We start from the raw sequence: 18,714 nt of genomic DNA on the forward strand, positions 1-18,714 counted from the left end.
CCCTAGCGTGAACCGTACGAGCATCAAAGTCCACGACGACAGGAGGATTTCCCATGGATGAGCGTGAACCCAATATTCCCGATTCCGAGGCCCAGCTTTCTCTGGACAACCCGGTGGAACGGCACCCCCGGATCTCACCGCCCAAACAGGACCAACCCGAACCCGGCCTTGATGCAAAGCTGGAACCGTTGGCGGACCACGGTGAGGAGTCCTACGTCGGAACCGGGAGGCTCAAGGGTCGCAAGGCACTGGTCACGGGCGGGGACTCCGGTATCGGTGCGGCAGTGGCCATCGCCTTCGCCAGGGAAGGTGCGGATGTCGCCATTGCCTACCTGCCGGCCGAAGCCGAAGACGCGCGCAAGATCATCGCGGTGATCGAGGCGGAAGGAAGGATTGGCATTGGACTTGCCGGGGACCTGCTCGATGCCCAATATCGCAACTCGCTAGCCGACGAGGCTGCTGAGAAACTGGGCGGATTGGACATTCTGGTGAACAATGCAGGCAAGCAAATTGCCATCGAGAACCTTGAAGACCTGGACGACGAGCAGGTCATGCAGACTTTCCAAGTCAATATCCTGGCCATGTTCACCGTCACCCGCGCAGCCCTCAAGCACCTCCCGGCCGGTGCAAGTATCATCAACACGACCTCGGTCCAGGCCTACGACCCGTCACCCACGCTGTTGGACTACGCCTCGACGAAGGCGGCGATCAACGCGTTCACCAAGGGGCTGGCAGTGCAACTGGCACCTCGCGGCATCCGCGTGAACGCCGTGGCCCCTGGTCCCATTTGGACGCCGTTGCAGGTCTCCGACGGCCAGCCGAAGGATGCCTTGCCGAAGTTCGGTCACAACGTACCGCTCGGCCGGGCGGGGCAACCCGTCGAGCTGGCCCCGGCCTACGTCTTCCTGGCGTCTGCCGAATCCAGCTACGTGGTCGGGGAAACGCTGAACGTCAACGGCGGCAAGTCGACTCCCTGAGCCCGTTCTCCGGGCGGGCAAACCAAGAGGAGAGTGCACGATGGATAAACACGGCCTTCCCGCGGGAGGGGAGCCAGAAGCCGAAAAGCACGGGAGCGAAGTCGAAGCTGATCCGTTGAACCTTCAGCCGGACGATCCCGAATGGTCCGATATCCCCGATGAGCCCGACGCTCACGCCGGAAAGGCAACGGCCCGACCCACAGAGGCCGAAATCGACATCGAAAGACAGGAAAATACCGCGATGGGCAACAAACCAGCCTTCGACCCAAAGAACGAACCGGCGCCGGAGCCAGACGACTCAGCCGTGTCTGAAACCGTTGAACCCGGGGCCACATCCAATCCCGATCCGGTCAAGCAAAAAATCACAGGCCTGGAACCAGGAGGCGGAGTCCCTCCTGGCGAGACGCCCCCGGGTGAGGGAGCGATGAGCCAGGACCAGGGGCACGAAGAGTAGCCTCGCAATGCGCGCAACAGCGCGTGCCCTTTGGACGTTGATTTGTCCTCGAACGGAGCCCGGGCTCCGGTCGAGGACAAATTCGTGCAGGGAAGCGAATTGGATCTTGCCATCATGGTGAAGTGTCCCAAGGTCCGTGCCCGCGAAATATGAGCCGGCCAATTCTTGTGTGCCGGGCACACAAGAATTGGCCGGTGGCCTGGCACTGGCAGGCTGCTGCCGGGTGCGCGGCTTTCGGAGGCGCAACAGGGGACCTAAGGCGTCGAACGGGTGGACTGGAGCACCCCCGGTGGCGGAGTCGCCGGGGGAGGCGTTGTCCTGGCCCGTTTCCTGTTTCCGCAGGTCACTCCCACAGATTGGTGCCGTCAACTCCGCGGGAGCATACGGCGCATGAGAAGCTATGTTTCGAATCGGTAGCCCATACCTGGTGCTGTCAGGAGATGCCGGGGGTTTGCAGGATCTTCCTCGAGTTTCCGTCTGAGCTGTCCCACGTAGATGCGCAGGTAGTGGGTTTCCTTTTCGTAGAGCGGCCCCCAGACCTCGCTGAGGATCTGTTGCTGGGACACCAGCCTTCCCCGGTTTTCGACGAGTAATTGCAGCACGCCCCATTCACGCGGAGTGAGACGGATTCGGTGACCTGCACGGGAGACGGTCGCAGCCATCAAGTCGATCTCCAGATCGCCCGCTTCCACCGTCCCGGCCTCACGGACGGGCCAGGAACGCCGCTCGACGGCGCGGAGCCTGGCCAAGAGCTCATCCAGGCCGAAAGGCTTGGTGACGTAGTCATCGGCCCCGGCATCGAGGGCTTCGACTTTGTCCGAGGAGCCATGGCGGGCCGAGAGTACGATAATGGGCAGTTCCGTCCAGGCGCGCAGCCTGCGGATGACCTCGGTGCCGTCCATGTCCGGCAGCCCGAGGTCGAGCACGAGTACGTCCGGGGGCTGGGAAGCAGCTGCCCGTAGCGCTTTGGCGCCGTCGGGTGCAGTCGTGACGGCATAGCCTTCGGCCTCAAGATTGATCTGCAGGGCGCGGACGAGCTGGGGTTCATCGTCTACCAGCAGGACATTTTTCATTCGTCGTCCTTGAACGATGCCAGGCCGGTGTAAAGCGGCAGCCTGATGGACATGGTGAGGCCGCCCCCGGGCGTTGGCTCGGCCACGAGTTGACCCTCCATGGCCTCGATAAAGCCCTTGGCCACCGCCAGTCCAAGGCCGATGCCTGCATCGGGGGACGCGTCGTCGAGTCGCTGAAAAGGCTGGAACATTGCCACGACCTGGTCCGCGGGCACGCCGTCACCATGGTCCACGACGCGCAGTTCACCAAAGGGACGGCCGTCAGGCCAGACATGCAGACTGCCGCCGGCCGTGGCGCGCACCACAATATCGGTCCCGGACGCGTACTTCACGGCGTTTTCCACGAGGTTGGCCAATGCCCGCTCAAGCAACCCGCGATCCGCGTCCACCGGTGGCAAGTTGGGGGCCAGTTCCGCACGCACGGCCCCGTCCGGCACCCCGGCAAGCGCTTCGGGAACAACTTCGAGCCACGTGACGGGTTCGTGCAGCACCTGGACGCTGTCGCTGGAAAGCCGCGACATGTCCAATAGGTTCCCCACGAGCCCCTTGAGGCGGTCGGTGAAGCTCTGAACCGCGTCCAGCATCTCTTCCTGCTGCTCCACGCTGGTCTTGGACCGCTGACGGCGCAGCGCGGTCAGGGCGAGTTCGATACCGGCCAGAGGGGTTCGCAGGTCATGGGAAACGGCCCGCAGGATCGAGGTCTTGACCCGGTTTCCTTCGATGAGCTTGATCGAATCGCGTAGCCGAAGGATGAGCCGCTCACGCTCCAACAACGCCGCAAGATGTGCCTCATAGGCGTTTAGCAGGCGCCGATCACCGCCGGTCGGCGCCGATTGGTTCAGCCCGACTGCCAACCCGGGACGAGGTCGGTCAAGGGTGGTGGCGGCGTCCGGACACTGCGGCGCGTCCGGACCGGCCGAGGCACGCAGTCGCCACAAGCCGTCATCAACGCCTTCGAAGACGCTGACCCCGTTGAGCTGGAACTGCCCGCGCAACTGGTCGAGGAACTCCTCCGAACTTTGGTCGCCCGCCAGGGAGGTGCGGGCCAACTCGCTCAGCGTGGCTGCCTCTGCGCTGGAGAGGGCTGCTGCCCGGGACCGGCGGGCGGAGAGCCCCACGACCAGGGCCACGGTAATCCCGACCCCCAGATAGACCAACAAGACGAAAAAGTCCTGGGGGTCGTTGACAGTCAAGGTTCCCACCGGATGGGTCACGAAATAGTTCAGGAACAAGGCGTCCAGCACCGCCGCAAGCACCGCCGGCCCCAGGCCTCCGAGAAAAGCCACGACTATCACCGAGCACAGCCGTGCCAGGGCATGGGTGGCCAGGTTCAACTCGTCGAACGGAGAGAGCAGGAAGGTCATTGCCGCCGGCAGGACAAGCGCTAGAAGATAACCCGACAAGGTGCGCATCGGGTCCTTCCCGGAGGCGGCGGGACCCGCCTTCCCGATGCTTCTGCCGCGGATCATCCACCCATTATGCCCGACGGCCACGAATCTTTACGGGACCCTTACGCCAAACCTCGCCCGGCGTCCATCGGCCGGAGGTAACGTCGAATGGTGTTGTTGCGTGCCTCGAAAAAACCGGTCCCGAAGCGGGGCAACCCTTGGGCGCCGGCCCGCTGGGTCGGACTCCTGAAACGGGTGGTGCTGCACCCGGTACGCATTGTTCCCCTCGCCTACCTCTGCATGATTTCGATCGGCACACTCCTGCTGATGCTTCCCGCAGCACGCACCGAGGACGCCGGTGGAGGGTTCATGCCGGCGTTGTTCACCGCCGTCTCGGCGGTGTGCGTGACGGGACTGGTCACCGTGGACACTCCAACATTCTGGACGCCCTTCGGGCACACCGTCATCCTCGGACTCATCCAGGCCGGCGGATTCGGCATCATGTCGCTCGGAACACTCCTGGCACTGATGCTTCGGAAGAAGATCGGCCTGCACGGACAACTCGTTGCACAGTCTGAAACCCATACCCTCAATCTGGGCGACGTGCGGGGTGTGCTTTTCCGGGTGGCCCGGATCATGCTCCTCTTCGAGGGCGCCACGGCCATCTTCCTCGCAGGCAGGTACTGGATCGCCTACCAGGAGAATCCCCTCGAGGCCCTGTGGCACGGCGTCTTCCATGCGGTCTCGGCCTTTAACAACGCAGGCTTCGCCTTGTACAGTGACAACCTCATCGGCTTCGCGCAGGACCCTTGGATCATCATCCCGATCTGTCTGGCCCTGATTTCCGGCGGCCTGGGGTTCCCCGTGCTCATCGAGCTCAGGCGGCAGGGATTCAGGTTTGGGTCGTGGACCGTCCACGCCCGTCTGACCATCTATGGCACTATCGCTCTCCTGTTCCTCGGAACACTCATGTTTGCCGCCGTCGAATGGAACCGACAGGAAACCCTGGGCGGATTTACCCCGGGAGGCAAGTTGCTCGCTGCGCTGGCCGGTGGGGTGTTCCCCCGAACTGCCGGCTTCAATAGCATCGACTACGCCGCCGCCGCGTCCGAAACGCTTTTCATCACCGACATCCTGATGTTCATCGGCGGCGGCAGCGCGGGCACGGCCGGCGGCATCAAGATCGCCACGTTCCTCGTGCTGGGCTACTCCATCTGGAACGAGGTTCGCGGCAACGGGCAGGTGAACATCGCCCACCGCAGCATCTCTTCCTCGGTGCAGCGCCAGGCCCTCACCGTCGCACTGCTCGGTGTCGCCGCGGTCATCATTGGAACGCTCCTGCTGCTCACTTTTACGGACCACACTCTGGAAAAGACGCTGTTCGAAGCGACCTCTGCCTTCGGAACCGTCGGCCTGAGCGCCGGTATCACCGCGGGCCTGCCGACGAATGCCCAATTGGTACTGATCGTCCTGATGTTCCTCGGCCGGATCGGCACGGTCACCGTGAGCACCGCGCTGGCTCTCTCCCTCCGGCCCAGGCTCTTCCGGCTACCGGAAGAGCGGCCCATCATCGGCTGACCCAGCGGGCTGCGGCTGACTTTCCGGGGAGCCCGCCGGCTCATCTCCGGTGCAGCCGCGCCAGCGGCAGCGCGCCCCGGTGGAGGACCCGTGGTGCAGCACCGGCGGGGATCAGGCCTCCAGGAAAGCGACAGCAGCGTTCTTGAACTCGCGGCTGGTCACCGCGTTGGCGTGGTCGCGGCCGGTGAGCCAGAGGATCGACTTCTCGGTGTCGCGGGTGGCGAGCAACTCGGTGAGCCGCGGCATGGTGGTGGCCAGCGAGTCGCCGTCTCCGGCAACCAGCAGCGTGGGCATGGTGGGAATCATTTGTTCGGGGGAGAAGGGCTCGGTCTTAATGGCCTGGATCATGCTCATGAGCGAGAACATGTCGTTGGATTCCACGGTTTGGGCCATGCGCAGCAAGTCCGCCGTAGATTCGTCGGCGATCGAGGTGCCGTCGGCCAAATAGAGTTGGGCGGCGTTCAGGTCAAAGGAGGCCAGCGGGTCGATGCTGGCCGGACCGCCAAGCACCAGCCGGTTCACCAGTTGCGGCTGGGTGCCGCCGAATTCCCATGCCAGGCGGGCGCCGAGGGAATAGCCGACCAGATCGACGCCGCTGAGTGCGTCGCTTGGCGAGAGCGTGGTGACCCCGTGGTCCATCAGTAGCTGCAGCAGGTCCGCGCGCATCCGGCTGGGCGTGTAGGCGTCCAGGTCCTCGGGAGCCGGGGAGGTGCCGTGGCCGGGCAGGTCCACTGCCAGCACCTTGCGTCCGGCCTCGGTGAGGCTGCGGATCCATCCGGACTTCACCCAGTTCAGGACGCTGGAGGAGGCAAAGCCGTGCAGCAGGACCACCGGTCGCAGCGTCGTGGAGGAGCCGGGCTCGTAGACGGTCAGGCCCAGGGCGTTGGCGGTGCCTTCGACAAGGTGCTCGTGTGTGGATTCCATGAGGCAGATCCTTCCAGAATAGTGGTGGCTTGGCGAGTTGCTTCGACGCTCCGGAGGTGAGCGGGGCCGGCACCCGCCGCTCCATGTGGAGCACCTGCTACAGCGCCAGGAGTCCTTTGGCGTTCCGTGCCGCGATAGAGGTGCCCGAAAAACCCTTCAGCCAGGCGCGCAGTTCGGCGGACTCCGGCGGGACATGCGCACGGATGCATTCCTCCAGATACACGCCCAGGAGCTTGCCGACACCATGCTGGGCACGTTCCAAGCGGGGCAGCAAATGGGCCAGCACCTCCCGGGTCGCGGTGGCCGCGGAGCCGGAGATGCCGGCGGCATCTGCCAACGACGCGGCCCAGCGAGAAAGGACGCATGCCCGGGCACAGTGCGCCAGGGCTGCGGCAAACGGTTCGGCTCCCATTCGCTCCGGAATCGCCAGCGCGAACAGCTCGGAGGCACGGATACGGACCTCGGCTCGCTGGGCGGCCAGGCCCAAGGCCAGGAGTTCGGCGGTCGGCCCCTCCCACCGTCCGGCATGCACTTCCAGTGCGGCCAGGACAGCATCCTCCACCTCGGGGTCCGGCGTCTCCATCGCGCGATTCAACCAGGAGATGGACGCGGCGGCCAGCGAGAGGGTGCTGGGCGGGAATGCCATCGCGCTTTGGCGGATTTCCAGTGCGGAAGCAACCTGGAAGGCATCGGCGGCGGACGGAATGATGCTGGGGAACTCCGCCGACGCCCGGCCTTGGGGACCTGCGTCGGCCTTGACCTTCCACCAGGTGTAGCTCCGCAGCTTCCCGCCATCCTTGAACGTTGAGGTCTCGGATTTCCAGCGGAGGCAGAGTGTGGCGGGATGCCCCTGTCCCGCAACTGCCAGTCCCGCCTCCAGCAGGTGGCCGTCAATGGCAAAGGGCGCGCGGGCCCGTGCGGCGGCCACCCACCAGGCTGCGTCGTTGATTGCCGCCGGCGGGCCGCCCAATGCGTACGCAATGGCGTTGCCGGCCTCCGTGCCCGCGGGGCGGACATCGGCCTTTTGCAGTTGTTCGAGTGCGGCGGGACGATTCTCTGGTGCCAGGCGCAGCAATGCGGCCAGGGTATCGAAACGAAGGGGATCCCTGCCTGCCGCGTCGTTGGCCAGGAAACGGGCCACCAGTGCGGCGGGCTCGATCCAGCCGCATGTTGCGGTGGGCGTCGCCAGCAGTACCCGGTGCTCCGCGCGTTCCTGCAGGATCTCTATGACTTCCCGCACCCGTTTGTACAGCACCGGAACGATCGAGCGGTCTTCGGGCCACGAAACCTTCGACTCCTGGTCTTGCCCCGAGCGCCGCGCGCGCGTCGGCGGCCTGAACCTGAAGTCCGGATCGGCACCGGCAAAGATCAGTTCCGCCACCACGTTTTCGTTGTTCCCGCCGAGTTTGGCCGCGCGCCGGGCCAGCGGGCGCAACAGCTCGCATGCATCCCGGGAGGCCAGCCGGGACAGCGCCAATTCGAAGGCAACCGGGTCGCCCGGATTTTCCAGGAGCATCGCCAGGTGCTCCTGCATCTCGGACTCGGCCCAGTCGGGGACCGGAACGGGGTGCGGCCACGGCGGTTGCCGCTGCACCTCGGCAATGGTCGTTCCCGCCGGGGAGGCGAGGGTAGCCGGGGATCCGGAGGAAGCGGCCCGGGGCAGGCGTGCTGCGAACTCGATGGACACGGCGGGCGACAAACCCGGCGACCCGGCACGCAGCAGGTCATCCCGGCCGAAATCCGCCAGCAAGGCGGTGGCCGCCCGCTGCACGTCGTGGTGTGGGTGGTCCATCCCCGCTTGGGCGGCGGCAAAAAGCCCGGTCCCGGCAATCCCTGCAGCGTTGCCGGCCATGGACCGAAGAATGGCCAGGACCTTCAGCGCCGAGGTCTTGGGGGCGGCCAGGGCGGGCGCGGCATGGCGGATGAACCCCTCGGAATCAAGCGTTCCCGCCCGGTGCAACAGTTGTGCCTGCCGCACCGCCAGTGCCGTGGTGGCGGAATTGTTCGAGGCCAGCAGGCGGAGCAGCTCGCCCTGGTTGTTCCGGGCCTCGGCGGCGTCGGGCGCCAGGGCGTCATGCAGCCTGGAAAACCAGCCGGCGCGGTAGGCGGAGAAATCCCGGTTCAACGCCTCGAGGCAGCTGCGCAGCACGCGAGATCGCTCGAGGGTTCCCTCGGCAACCAGCGCCAGGATGGTATCCGTCCAGGTATGGTTCTCGTCGCTGTACTTGTCGACGTTTGCCAGGGAGATCTCACCGCCGCCCTCCACTTCGAAGAACCGCCAGAAAACCTGTTCGCGCAGGTAGTCGTCGTGCCTCAGCATGAACTTCCGGACCCCGCCGGTGTCGGAGCGTCCGCCGAGGTGGCCCACGGCCGCCAGGACGTAGTCGTCGTCGTGCACCAATTGCACGCAGTGGAAGAGTTCGGCCAGCCGCACGGACACAAAGTCCCGGCGCTGCGTCCATCTCCTGGACAGCTCCCGGATGTCTTTCTCGGCGTACGCCGCGGGCTCGGCGGGGTCGGTGACCTTGAGCAGCTGCTCATTCAGGGACGCCAGATCGGTGCCCGGCCGCCCAACCAGGGTATCGAGGTCCTGGTCGAATTCCCACCACTGGTAGGGCCGCCGGCTCACGGTTCCAGCCCGTCTGGCACCTGGGGTGTGCGGGATGCACCCGTTGGCGGAAACCCGGTCTCCGGCTGCGCGATGCGGGCGGCCAGGATGTGCTTGCAGGGGCCGCGCCCGTCGCGGTGGGTCGCAAACCAGGGGCAGCTGCAACTGTCGGTTCCGCCGTCCCGCTGGCGCACCACGTACTCGTTGCCACCCGAATGCACCGTGAACCCACGGACGTCCGCCCCGCCGCGCGGTTCGCCCCACGCGGCCGACAGGGGCCGTACCGCGCCGAGGGAAGCCAGCCGTTGCGCGTCGGCCAGGCGGGAGTTCAGTCCCGTCGCGAAGGCGGTGTCCAGGGGCAGGGGGCGATGGAAGTAGAATCCTTCGGCGACGTCGAAGCCGACCTGCCCGGAGATTGCCAGCACCGCGAGCGCGTCCGTCACCGCAGGAATGCGGAGCCCTGTTCGCCGGCCCAGATCCGGGATGTCGATGGAGGAATCGAGGGCCAGGGCAGAATCGAGAAGCAGTGCATTCCGGGGAGCCGAGTCGGAGGACAGCCGGTGCAACACCCCGCCCTCGCCGGAAAACCCGCGCGACTTCCCGGGGCTGAGCGTCAGGCTCAGGCGGGCGCCGGGCATGTCCAGCACCCAGCAGCTGGCCGCGGGAAGCGAGTCGGCATCGATGTCCGGTCCGTAGGCGCGCAGGCCCGTGGCAAAACGCAACAACGGACCCAGGGCCAGCAGGCGTTCGGGACCGGCGAGGCACACGGCACCCCGGGCGGGCCGCGAGGCCGTGCGCAGAGATCGGGCGGCCCGGGCGGCCCACAACACCGTGCCGGTGGAGCTGGTGCGGGGCAGGGACCCGATGAAGCGCTTGGCTTCCGCGGGCCCCAGCTCGTGGCGCAGTTTCATTGCGGTGCCCGAGGCCTGGACCTCGCACAGGCCCCTGAGCCAGCGGTTCGGCAGCTCGACCCGTTCCTCGGTCCGCTCGGAATCCATGGTGCGCACCCGAACGTCGGCTTCCCCGATGGCAAGGTGCAGGGGCTCGCCGTGGCGCAGCCCGGCCAGAGCCTGTCGCAGGGGTGGGTTGATGTCGATGTTCGTCACTCCGCTGGCCGTGAACTCGGTGTCCAGCGACGCGGCCGGGATATCGAGCCGGGCGTGGACACCGCAGCAGGCGCTGAAGGATTCGAAGCGCAATCCCGCGGGCGTCGAGGTGATAACCGGATCCGCCGCGCGCAGGATGGCGGCAAGCATTCCGGGCGGCACGTAGAACCGGGTACGGGCTACCCTGGCCACCACGAGCAGGGCCTGGGCCACGGCCAGGGGATTCGCGGGGAACCCGGCGTAGAAATACGGATGGGCAACCGGCGTTCGGCTCGCGTCCATCCCGCCGCTGGTGGCCAGGTGCATGCGGGCCGTTCCCGCCTGGTCTTCCAAGATCGAGACCCGGCCATACCGGTAGCACTGATCGACCGACTGCCGGCCGGGAAATTCCGGGTTCGTGAGGGGTGTGCTCATGGACGGGTCACCTTCTCGCGATGGCCACCTGCGGGAGGCCGCGTGGGCTCATTGGTCCCATGCTAACCGAGACGGTCGGCCGATAGGTGTTCGATGGCCTCGAAATGTTCGACCACCGGGAACGGCTCGTAGAAGCGATGCAGCAGGCGCTTCCATTCGAGGTAGTTCGCCGAACCCCGGAAGCCAATGGTGTGGGCTTCGACCGACTCCCAGGAGACCAGCAATAGGAAGTGGTTGGGGGTCTCGATGCTGCGTGAGAGCTGCAGGCCGAGGAAGCCGTCGGTGGCGGCGATGAGCGGGCGCGCCTGTTCGAAGGCGGCCATGAATTCCTCTTCCATTCCGATGATGACTGGCAACAATGCGTGTTCGGTGATCATGTTTCCCAGTCTGCACCAGTGGCGCGCCCCGACGCGAAACGGAGTCGCGGACCTGCGTGTCCGCGCCACAACGCCGCTGCGCCCACCACCCTGGCAGGGGAGCCGGGCGGGCGCAGCGACCTGCGGGTCAGCGGTCCGCTGCTCCGGATTCGAGGAGCTCCTTGAGCTTCCTCAGGTCCTTGCCCATGGCACGGCGCATCATGGGGGCCATCAGGAAGCCGGCCACCTTGGAAAAACCTGCCGGCTCGCCGGTGTTGGCCAGCACCATGCGGGTTGCCGAACCCTCGTCGCTCCACGTGTAGGTGGTTTGCATGGGGAAGGGGCCCTGGGCGGTGCGCATGACCAGCCTGCTGCCGGGCACCCATTCGACGAACTCGTAGGTGTACTTCAGCTCGCGCCCCAGGAAGCGGGCACCGAAATCCACGAGCGTGCCCACACCCACCGGCGGGCCGCCGCGGTGAACGGCCGAACCGATGTTTGCGTACCACGTGGGTGCATTGTTGGGATCGGCCGCGAACCCGGCAACGGCCGCCCGCGGCCGCTGGATCACGATCTCGCATTTGACGTCGACCATTGCTGCTCCTGAGGTGTTCCGGCCCGCTCAGCGGGCGGAAACTTCGCGGCCGGTGAAGGCCACGAGGCGTTCGAGGCTGGCTGCGGATTCGTCGACCAGGGTCTCCTGGGCAAAGCTGGCGCCGCGCATCTGCGGGCTGATGGTGTTGCGGGCCAGTGAGAGGACGTAGTCCGAGAGTGCGGGGGCGACGTCCAGTTCGGCTCCGGTGGCCGTGGCCAGGTCCCAGGCGTGGACCAGGAACTCGAGGTTCAGGATGTTCGCGACCATGGTTGCGGGCAGTTCGGCGAAGCCCATGTCGATGGTGCCCTCGAGCCCGCGCTTGGTGAAGGCCTCCAGCGTCGACTGGGCGGCGTCGGCCACTCGGGCCTCGGCCGAGGCGGAGGGGTCATCGAGCAATTCCAGGCCCAGGGCCTTGCCGATGCCGCTGACCGAACCGACCAGGTGGTCCACCAGCTGGGTGACGCTGAAGTTCTCGCACGGGGTGGGCAGGCCGTTGTCGGCCGGCTTGAGCTGGTGCAGGACGCGCTGGGCGATGGCAAGGGTTGCCTCGGCGCTGGTGAGCTCGTTGAGCGGATCGGGGACCGCTGCCCAGTCGTCGGCACCGGCGTCGCCGTCGGTCACGAAGCGCACCAGACGGTCCATGAAGTGGTTCCAGCCCTCGGTGTGCCCGGCGACTTCCTCGGTGGCCAGACCCTCGTGCAGCAGGGTGAGCCGGGTGCCGCCCTCGGTCGGCTCCAGGGTGATGGTGACCGTCGAGGTGTCGGACGCGGAGCCTTCCCAGCCCCAGTCGAAGACCAGGCGCTTGCCGGGCTCGACCTCCTTGACCTGGCCGACAGCGGAATGCCCGGGGGTGATGGTCCAGCGGTATTCGCCGCCGGCACGCAGGTCCATGCGTGCGGCGACGGTTTGCCAGCGGCGCAGCCGTTCCGGCCGGGTCACCAGTTCGAAGGCGGCCTCGGGATCGAGCGGGAGGAACACGGATTTTTCGATGGACATGGGGATTCTCCTTGGGGTGTTCATGAATTCGGGCCCGTGGCCTCGGCGACCAGCAGGTCCAGCTCCGAAGTCCAGAAGGACTCCAGCGCCCGGCGCAAGGTGGCCATCCCGGAGGGATCAAGCCGGTAGTACCGGTTTCGGCCGTCTTTCCTGGCCGTGACCAGCCCAACTTCTGCCAACAACAGCAGGTGTTGGGAGATGGCCGAGCGGGTCACGGGGAAGTGCTCGGCCAGTTTGCTGACGGTGTGTTCCCCGTCGGCAAGGATGTGGAGCAGGGCGCGCCTGGTGGGCTCGGCAGCGGTTTCCAGAACGTCAGGCACAAAAGATACGTTAGCGCTCGCTAACGCATTGCGCAACCCCCCTTGCTGCCAGGAGCTTCGACTTGTCGCCGACCTTCCGCGTCACAGGGCTTGTGGCGGGCCGCGGCGCGCCGTATTCTTAGTTCTGGTCAATATGACACTAACTAGGAAGGTGGACCGGTTGCAGTTTTCGAATGTGGCGGAACGCCGCGAACAACCACCGGCGCTTGCCGTGTCCACGGTCATCTTCTCGCTGCGCGACGACGAGCGCACCGGGCGCAAAAGCCTGTGGCTGCCCCTGGTCCGCCGCACCCGCGAGCCGTTCCGCGGCCAGTGGGCACTTCCCGGCGGCCCCCTGGGGCCCCGCGACTCGCTTTTCGACGCCGCGGCGAACAACCTGCGCGACACCACCGGGCTCATCCCGCGCTACCTAGAACAGCTTTACGCGTTCGGGGACCTGGACCGCTCGCCCACCCGCCGGGTCGTCTCCATCGTCTACTGGGCGCTGGTCCGCGAGGACGACCCGCACGACACCGCCACCTCGGTGCTGCTCGATGACCCCAACGTCGCCTGGTTCCGTGCCGATGACCCCGAGGTGCTGGGGAACTTGGCCTTCGACCACCGGCAAATCATCGAGTACGCGCTGTGGCGCCTGCGCAACAAGGTCGAATACGGCTCCATTGCCCACCGCCTGCTCGGCGAGCGCTTCACCCTCGCCCAGGTCCGCGAGGTCTACGAAGCGGTGCTGGACAAGGAGCTGGACCCGGCAAACTTCCGCCGGACGCTGCGCAGCACCCCCGACATCGAGGAAACCGACGAGTTCCTTGCCGGCGGCAAGCACCGCCCCCCACGCCTTTATCGCTACACCGGCTCAACCACCCATCCCCTTGAGAGCGAGAACATCTCATGAGCAGCATCCAAGCCACCCTGCAGACCCTGAAGCTGGTTTCACCCGAAGCCAGCTGCAACACCGACCTGACCAAGGGTCCCTGGCTCTTTGACACCGGGGAGGCCGCGTACGGCCCGGGGTCCTCGCAGGAAGATGTGGCCCCGGCCGACACCCCGCGGCAGGGGGACATCCCCGCCGAATACCGCGAGGCCTCCGACGAGGAACTCACCGCCCGCATCCTGGCGGCCAAGGAAACCCTCGGTGATTCACTGGTGGTCCTGGGCCACCACTACCAGCGTGACGAGGTGGTGCGCTTCGCCGACTACATCGGCGACTCCTTCCAACTGGCCAACGCGGCATTGACCCGTGAACAGGCCAAGTACATCGTCTTCTGCGGCGTGCACTTCATGGCCGAGACCGCCGACGTGCTCTCCACGGATGAACAGAAGGTCATCCTGCCCAACCTGGCCGCCGGCTGCTCGATGGCGGACATGGCCGACGAATCCAGTGTCGAGGAATGCTGGGAACAGCTCATGGACCTGTATGCCGACGAGTCGGATGCTGACGGCTTGGCCTCGGTGATCCCCGTGACCTACATGAACTGCTCGGCGGCGCTGAAGGCGTTCGTGGGCAAGCACGGCGGGATTGTGTGCACCTCCTCGAACGCCGCCACGGTGCTGGAATGGGCGTTCGAACGCGGCCGCCGCGTGCTCTTCTTCCCCGACCAGCACCTGGGCCGCAACACCGCCAAGGCCATGGGCGTGCCGCTGGAGCAAATGCCGATGTGGAACCCGCGCAAGCCGCTGGGCGGCAATGAAGCGGCCACCCTGCTCGACTCGAAGGTGATCCTCTGGCACGGCTTCTGCTCGGTGCACAAGCGTTTCACCGTGTCCCAGATCGAGCGTGCCCGCAAGGAACACCCAGGCGTGCGGATCCTGGCGCACCCCGAATGCCCGATGCCGGTGGTCGACGCCGCCGACGAGGCAGGCTCCACCGACTACATCCAGAAGGCAGTGGCCAACGCCCCGGCCGGATCGGTCTTCGGCATCGCCACCGAAATCAACATGGTCAACCGGCTCGCTGCCCAGCACCCCGAGCACACCATCTTCTGCCTGGACCCGGTGATTTGCCCGTGCTCCACCATGTACCGCATCCACCCCGGCTACCTCGCCTGGGTGCTCGAGGCACTGGTGGACGGGGTCGTGCTGAACCAGATCACCGTACCCGCAGGGATCGCCGCCGACGCGAAGGTGGCCCTGGAGCGGATGCTGGCGGCACGGCCGTGAACGCCACCGGGCTGGTGGTCGTGGGCTCCGGCGTTGCCGGGCTCTACGCCGCGCTGACGGCGGCCGTGCGCGGGCTTGAGGTGGTCCTGCTGACCAAGGACGCGCTCGCCGACTCCAACTCCTGGTACGCCCAGGGCGGCCTGAGCGCCGTCGGCCCGGCCGGGGCGGCCGCCGGCGACTCGATCGCCAGCCACATTGCCGACACGCTCACCGCCGGGGCGCAGCTCAACGATGCGGACGCGGTGGCCATCATGTGCACCTCCGCGTGGGGACACGTCCAACGGCTCATCGGTGCGGGCGCCGAGTTCGACACCGACGCCTCCGGCACCTTCGCCCTGGGCCTGGAGGCGGCCCACGCCCACCCGCGGATCCTGCACGCCGGAGGGGACGCCACCGGCAAGGGCCTGGCCAGTGCGCTGATCCATGCCTGCCGCGCGCAGCAGGCAGCCGGACGGCTGGAAATCCGCGAGCACGCATTCGTCACCGAATTGCTCACCGAGGAAAACCCGTACGCGGAGGCCGGATCCGACCGGCAGGCCACCATGGTCACGGGGGTGCGGGTGCTCAGAGGCGAGGGACAGAGCGATGAACTGCACGCCGAGGCCGTGCTGCTGGCCACCGGCGGTGCCGGACAGCTCTTTGCCGCCACCACCAACCCGCACGGTGCCACCGGAGACGGGGCCGCCCTGGCCTACCGGGCCGGTGCCGTGCTGGCCGATGCCGAATTCATCCAATTCCACCCCACGCTGGTCAGCCCCGGCGGCTTCATGGTCTCCGAGGCCGTGCGCGGCGAAGGCGCGGTGCTGCTGAACGAACGCGGCGAGCGCTTCATGCAGGCCGTCCACCCGGATGCAGAGCTCGCGCCCCGGGACGTGGTGGCCCGCGCCATCCACGCGGTGCGCGCACAGGGCGGCACCGTGCACCTGGATGCCCGCGCCGTCGAGGCGCGGCACGGTGCGGGGTTCCTGGCCCGCCGCTTCCCCTCCATCACCCGCGAACTGAAGAAGCTGGGCTATGACCTGGCCGCCGAACCGGTGCCGGTGACGCCCGCTGCCCACTACTGGATGGGCGGGATCCTGACCAACGACACCGGCGCGTCCACGCTACCCGGGCTCTTTGCGGCGGGCGAGACCGCATGCACCGGGGTGCACGGCGCCAACCGGCTGGCCTCCAACTCGCTGCTCGAGGGCTTGGTCTTCGCCTGGCGCACCGTGGTGAACCTGCCCTCCGACCTCGCGGCCGCCACCGCCCTGGCCGCTGCGGTGGCCAACAGCGCAGGCATGAAGGTGATGCCCACCCGGCCTGCGGGAGCCGGGAACTTCGAGTATTCCGGCAGCGACCCGGCGGAAACCGCCACCGCGGACATGGACCTGGCCCAGCTGCAGGAACTGGCCCAGCTGCACCTGGGCGTCGAACGCACCGCCGAGGGGCTGCGCAGCGCCTTGGACCGGTTGGCTTGCTGGCGAGTGACCGGCAACGACCGGGCTTCCCGTGAGCGCGCCAACCTGCTCACAGTGGCCACCGTCGTGGCCACTGCAGCCCTGGAACGGGAAAACTCCATCGGCGCGCACTACCGCAGTGACGCCATCGCGGCCCCGCAGCCGGTCAACGGGCACCTGCCCCGCTTCGGCCGCGCCCTGGCCGCGACAGCCGCCACCCAGAACCTAAGGACCAAGACCCTTGTCTAACACCACCGCCCCCGCACCGACCCGCACCGCTTCCGTCATGCCGGTCCCTGCGCGCGTCATCGAGAAAATCGTCCTGGCTGCCCTGGAAGAGGACAATCCCCGCGGGGACCTGACCGGGAACACGCTGATCCCCGCGCACACCACCGCCACCGCAGCGGTCGTAGCCCGCGAACCGGGCATCTGCGCCGGGCTGGACACCTTCATCGCCGCCATGACGCTCTCGGACCCCGCCCTGGAGCTGGTGCCGGCGCTCGCCGACGGGGAGCGATTCGCCGCCGGGGAAACCCTGGTCACGGTCACCGGGCCCGCCCGCGGGCTGCTGGCAGGGGAGCGAGTGGGGCTGAACCTGCTCCAGCGCCTGTCCGGCATCGCCACCGCCACCGCCGCCTTCGTGGCCGAAACGGCCGGCACGAACGCCCGGATCGCCGATACCCGCAAGACCACCCCGGGGCTGCGCGTGCTGGAGCGCTACGCGGTGCGCTGCGGCGGCGGGCACAACCACCGCGACAACCTCTCCGAGGCCGTGATGGCCAAGGACAACCACCTGGCCCTGCTGGGCAAAGGCTCGGAGCTGACCAACGCGTTGCGCAAGACCCGTGCGTCCCTGGGTCACACCGTTCACTTCGAGGTGGAAATCGACTCCCTGGACCAGCTCGACGCGGTGCTCGCCGCCGGGGTCGACACCATCATGCTGGACAACTTCAACCTGGCCGACCTGGCCACCGGCGTGCGCCGGATCGCCGGGGCCGCGCTGGTGGAGGCCTCTGGCAACGTTAGGCTGGAGACCGTGGCAGCCATCGCCGCCACCGGGGTCGACGTCATTTCCTCCGGCGCCCTGACCCACTCGGTGCGCGCCCTTGACCTCGGCCTGGACATCAGGATGGAAGCGAACTGACTTGATCTACCTCGATGCGGCGGCCACCACGCCCGTGCGCCAAGACGTGCTGGATGTCATCATCCCGCTGCTGACCAGCGACTACGGCAACCCCTCCAGCGCCCACTCGATGGGCCAAACGGCCAAGCGGGCCCTGGACTACGCCCGGGCCACCGCCGCGGACGTGCTGGGCGTGCGCACCGGGGACGTGGTCTTCACGTCAGGGGGCACCGAATCCAACAACCTGGCCATCAAGGGCCTGGCGCTGGGCAACCCGCGCGGGCGCCACCTGGTGCGCTCGGCCATCGAGCACCCCGCGGTGGCCGAGGCCTGCGCCTACCTGGTGCGCCACCACGGCTTCGAACTCGACGTCGCCCCCGTCGGTTCCGACGGGATCCTGGATATCGACGCGTTCACCAAGCTGCTGCGCCCGGACACCACGCTGGTCTCGGTGATGGCTGTGAACAACGAGGTCGGAACGATCCAGCCGATCGCCGAGGTGGCGGCCGCCGCCCACGGGGTGGGGGCGCTGGTGCATTGCGACGGGGTGCAGGCAGCCGGTTGGCTGGACATGGGCCAGATCGCCGCGCACGTCGACGCGCTGAGCATCTCCGGGCACAAGATCGGCGGGCTCAAGGGTGCCGGGCTGCTGATGGTCCGTGGCAAGCTGGCCCTGGAACCGCTGGTCCACGGCGGCGGGCAGGAACGCGAACGCCGCTCCGGCACCGAAAACGTGGCCGGCGCCGTGGCCACCGCCACCGCGCTGTCCCTGGCCGCGGCAGCCAACGCCGGTGGCATCGCCGACGGCTACGGACGGCATTTCATGGACACCGTGCTCAAGGGGCTGAACACCGGCGGGCGGATCCGTGCCGGGCTTACCGGGGATCCCACCCGGCGCGTTCCGGGCATCGTCTCCTTCGTCTTTCCGGAGACCGGCGGAGAGACGGTGCTGCTCGAACTCGAGCGCCGCGGGGTGGTGTGTTCCTCGGGCTCGGCCTGCGCCGCCGGATCCACCGACGCCTCGACCGTGCTGCTGGCCATGGGCTACGACGAGGAGGTTGCACACACCGCGGTGCGGCTGAGCTTCACCCGAAACGTGAAGGAAGCCGAAATTGCCACCGCCGCCCGCGCCGTGGTTGCGGCGGTCAAGGCCATCGCCGGGGAATGAGCACGTCCCGGCCATGGAGCCGGGGGCAGGCCATGTGATAT

17 protein-coding genes are annotated in these 18,714 nt (G+C 67.3%); 8 read left to right on the plus strand and 9 right to left on the minus strand.

All coding sequences use genetic code 11. The features are described from left to right. Nucleotides 1–53: 53 nt before the first annotated feature. On the plus strand, nucleotides 54–977 hold the full coding sequence (locus OIU93_RS06815; RefSeq protein ID WP_264269332.1) for an SDR family oxidoreductase: 924 nt from the start codon (nucleotides 54–56) through the stop codon (nucleotides 975–977). Between the two features lie 40 nt (nucleotides 978–1,017). After that, a complete protein-coding gene (locus OIU93_RS06820) occupies nucleotides 1,018–1,431 on the plus strand; it encodes a DUF6480 family protein (protein WP_372342879.1) in 414 nt (137 codons plus the stop codon). Nucleotides 1,432–1,829: 398 nt separating this feature from the next. On the opposite strand, the gene OIU93_RS06825 is transcribed toward OIU93_RS06820, so the two are convergent. Continuing rightward, complete coding sequence (locus OIU93_RS06825) at nucleotides 1,830–2,504, minus strand: response regulator (RefSeq protein WP_264269333.1); 675 nt, start codon at nucleotides 2,502–2,504, stop codon at nucleotides 1,830–1,832. Continuing rightward, a complete protein-coding gene (locus OIU93_RS06830; protein ID WP_264269334.1) occupies nucleotides 2,501–3,973 on the minus strand; it encodes a DUF4118 domain-containing protein in 1,473 nt (490 codons plus the stop codon). Before OIU93_RS06830 ends, OIU93_RS06825 begins: the two co-directional genes overlap by 4 nt. A gap of 87 nt (nucleotides 3,974–4,060) precedes the next feature. Between OIU93_RS06830 and OIU93_RS06835 the strand changes: the two genes are divergently transcribed. Next, entirely contained in the window at nucleotides 4,061–5,470 is a 1,410-nt protein-coding gene (locus tag OIU93_RS06835; protein ID WP_264269335.1) for a TrkH family potassium uptake protein, read from the plus strand. A 111-nt stretch (nucleotides 5,471–5,581) separates the two neighbouring features. Here OIU93_RS06835 and OIU93_RS06840 read toward each other — a convergent pair whose 3' ends face one another. From OIU93_RS06840 to OIU93_RS06870, 7 genes are all read right to left on the minus strand, one after another. Next, the gene (locus OIU93_RS06840; protein ID WP_264269336.1) at nucleotides 5,582–6,394 is read right to left on the minus strand and encodes an alpha/beta fold hydrolase; all 813 of its coding nucleotides are present in this window, start codon (nucleotides 6,392–6,394) and stop codon (nucleotides 5,582–5,584) included. A gap of 97 nt (nucleotides 6,395–6,491) precedes the next feature. Then, complete coding sequence (locus OIU93_RS06845) at nucleotides 6,492–9,023, minus strand: DUF6493 family protein (protein WP_264269337.1); 2,532 nt, start codon at nucleotides 9,021–9,023, stop codon at nucleotides 6,492–6,494. Beyond that, nucleotides 9,020–10,522, minus strand: a complete 1,503-nt coding sequence (locus tag OIU93_RS06850) for an SWIM zinc finger family protein (RefSeq protein ID WP_264269338.1) — start codon at nucleotides 10,520–10,522, stop codon at nucleotides 9,020–9,022. Before OIU93_RS06850 ends, OIU93_RS06845 begins: the two co-directional genes overlap by 4 nt. 62 nt (nucleotides 10,523–10,584) lie before the next feature. Beyond that, nucleotides 10,585–10,899 (minus strand): antibiotic biosynthesis monooxygenase, encoded by a 315-nt coding sequence (locus OIU93_RS06855; protein ID WP_264269339.1) that lies wholly within the window; start codon nucleotides 10,897–10,899, stop codon nucleotides 10,585–10,587. 127 nt (nucleotides 10,900–11,026) lie between these two features. Continuing rightward, entirely contained in the window at nucleotides 11,027–11,473 is a 447-nt protein-coding gene (locus OIU93_RS06860; protein ID WP_264269340.1) for an SRPBCC family protein, read from the minus strand. Between the two features lie 27 nt (nucleotides 11,474–11,500). Beyond that, complete coding sequence (locus tag OIU93_RS06865) at nucleotides 11,501–12,469, minus strand: TIGR03086 family metal-binding protein (protein ID WP_264269341.1); 969 nt, start codon at nucleotides 12,467–12,469, stop codon at nucleotides 11,501–11,503. 20 nt (nucleotides 12,470–12,489) lie between these two features. Beyond that, on the minus strand, nucleotides 12,490–12,789 hold the full coding sequence (locus tag OIU93_RS06870) for a helix-turn-helix transcriptional regulator (RefSeq protein ID WP_264269342.1): 300 nt from the start codon (nucleotides 12,787–12,789) through the stop codon (nucleotides 12,490–12,492). A 160-nt stretch (nucleotides 12,790–12,949) separates the two neighbouring features. On the opposite strand from OIU93_RS06870, the gene OIU93_RS06875 reads away from it, so the two are divergent. From OIU93_RS06875 to OIU93_RS06895, 5 genes are read left to right on the plus strand one after another with little or no spacing between them, the layout of a single operon-like run. Then, nucleotides 12,950–13,678: an NUDIX domain-containing protein gene (locus tag OIU93_RS06875; protein ID WP_264269343.1), complete on the plus strand. Its 729-nt coding sequence runs from the start codon at nucleotides 12,950–12,952 to the stop codon at nucleotides 13,676–13,678. Beyond that, on the plus strand, nucleotides 13,675–14,943 hold the full coding sequence (nadA, locus tag OIU93_RS06880; protein ID WP_264269344.1) for a quinolinate synthase NadA: 1,269 nt from the start codon (nucleotides 13,675–13,677) through the stop codon (nucleotides 14,941–14,943). Before OIU93_RS06875 ends, nadA begins: the two co-directional genes overlap by 4 nt. Next, nucleotides 14,940–16,631, plus strand: coding sequence for an L-aspartate oxidase (gene nadB, locus OIU93_RS06885; protein ID WP_264269345.1), 1,692 nt, complete (start codon nucleotides 14,940–14,942; stop codon nucleotides 16,629–16,631). The genes nadA and nadB overlap by 4 nt, the downstream gene beginning before the upstream one ends. Nucleotides 16,632–16,668: 37 nt before the next feature. Further along, nucleotides 16,669–17,526: a carboxylating nicotinate-nucleotide diphosphorylase gene (gene nadC, locus OIU93_RS06890; protein WP_264269439.1), complete on the plus strand. Its 858-nt coding sequence runs from the start codon at nucleotides 16,669–16,671 to the stop codon at nucleotides 17,524–17,526. 1 nt (nucleotide 17,527) lies between these two features. Continuing rightward, nucleotides 17,528–18,673: a cysteine desulfurase family protein gene (locus OIU93_RS06895; protein WP_264269346.1), complete on the plus strand. Its 1,146-nt coding sequence runs from the start codon at nucleotides 17,528–17,530 to the stop codon at nucleotides 18,671–18,673. Nucleotides 18,674–18,714: the final 41 nt, after the last annotated feature.

The organism is Paeniglutamicibacter sp. ZC-3 (genome assembly GCF_025847175.2).
Taxonomy (GTDB): Bacteria; Actinomycetota; Actinomycetes; order Actinomycetales; family Micrococcaceae; genus Paeniglutamicibacter; species Paeniglutamicibacter sulfureus.